At 61.0% G+C, this 1,792-nt stretch carries 1 protein-coding gene and 1 pseudogene; one reads left to right on the top strand and one right to left on the bottom strand.

The features are described from left to right. On the bottom strand, positions 1-1,225 hold a 1,225-nt coding region (locus tag ACP5E6_RS18960; RefSeq protein WP_427957034.1), incomplete at its 3' end, for an ATP-dependent helicase. Positions 1,226-1,569: 344 nt separating this feature from the next. Here ACP5E6_RS18960 and ACP5E6_RS18965 point away from each other — a divergent pair. Continuing rightward, positions 1,570-1,792, top strand: a pseudogene (locus ACP5E6_RS18965) (damage-inducible protein); the annotation flags it as partial.

Consider the following 1,792-nt stretch of genomic DNA (forward strand, 5'->3'; position numbering starts at 1 on the left):
AATCCAGAAACTTCAGGCCACCGAATTTGACGAACGGGATGTTTCGCCGGGTCAGTTCGACCTCGAGGGCGCCGCTGTGATGGGATGTGCGGAACAGAACGGCCTGCTGCTTGAGCGTAATACCCGCCTCGCGGTTCTCCAGCACCCGCTCGACGATGAAGCGGGCCTGATCGGCATCATCGCGGACATGGACGAGCTGCGGTAGAGTTTCGGTCGTGCGGTCACTCCAAAGGTTTTTCGTGAACCTCTCCTTGGCGAGGCCGATGACCCCGTTTGCCGCGGCAAGGATCGCGGCGGTCGACCGGTAATTCCGCTCCAGCGTGATGATGTCAGCCGCGGGACTGAACGCTCCAGGAAAATCGAGAATGTTACGCACGGTCGCACCGCGAAAGGCGTAGATCGACTGCGCATCGTCGCCTACGACGGTCAGACCGCGACCACCGGGTTTCAGCGCCAGCAGGATCGAGGATTGCAACCTGTTGGTGTCCTGATACTCGTCGACTAGCACGTGATCGAAGCGGCCGCCGATCTCCTCGGCCAGAGCTGGCTCGCTGACCATCTGTGCCCAGTAGAGCAACAGGTCATCGTAATCGAGCACGTTCTGCCGCTGTTTCGCCTCGACATAGGCGCCGAATAGCTGTTGCAGTTCAGCCTCCCACGACGAGCACCAGGGAAAACTGGTGGGCAGCACCTCATCGAGCGACAATTCGGTGTTCACGCAGCGGGAATAGATCGAAAGACAGGTGCCTTTGGTCGGGAACCGCCGTTCTGTCTTCGAAAAACCCAGCTCGTGCCGGGCGAGGTTCATCAGATCGGCGGAGTCTTCACGGTCATGGATCGTGAACGCCGGATCCAATCCGATTTGTTCGGCGTTGTCCCGTAGCAGCCGAGCCCCGATGCCATGGAAGGTGCCGGCCCACGTCAGGGCATCCGTCATGGTCCCTGTTTTCCCGCCGAAGGCCTGAGCCGAGATGCGTTCGGCACGGCGCGTCATCTCGGCAGCGGCACGGCGCGAGAAACTCATCAACAGGATGCGGCGTGGATCGACGCCGTTGACGATCAGATGGGCGACCCGATGCGCCAGCGTGTTGGTCTTGCCTGACCCCGCGCCGGCGATCACCAACAGCGGCGCGCCGATATGCGTCGTCGTGGCGGGATCGATGCCATGGACGACCGCGCTTCGTTGCTCGTCATTGAGTTTATCCAGATAGGCCGCGGCGGTCACTTTCGGTCCCCTTACGGTGTCGAGACCGACTATCCGATTTTCCTGTTTTGTTCGCAAGTGTTAACACGCTGACTGAGCCGCCAGATGAGCGACCAGATGAGCACCGCGACCTGCACACCGACGCTCCTCAAAAAATTAGATTGGTCCGCGCGATACAGCGAGTGCGGCCAGCGAACCGTTCATTGTCAACGAGATGCACCCACGACCTCAATGGATCACTCAAGTCGATCACGGCCGGCATCCTGCATCATAGCGCCAACGCCCGTTTTGCTCGCTTGACTCGCGGTAAGCGATGAGAACAAATAACGAACATTAGGATCTCCCCCGAAAGGCTGAGCCAGGAAGTGCAACCAACGCCCACCATGAATGCGTTACGCGAGACAATTCGTCGGATCGAAGCCGGCAGGAAGCGCGCGTCGGCCATTCTGCCGTTCGGGGTGGCAGAACTGGACGCGCGACTGCCCGGTGGCGGGCTGGCCATGGGCGCACTCCATGAGGTGGCGGGCGGCGGCAACGGCGCGATCGATGGCGCCGCGGCGGCGTTATTTGCGGCCGGGATCATGGCAC

The sequence above is a fragment of the Acidiphilium sp. genome (assembly GCF_049977125.1).
GTDB lineage: Bacteria > Pseudomonadota > Alphaproteobacteria > Acetobacterales > Acetobacteraceae > Acidiphilium.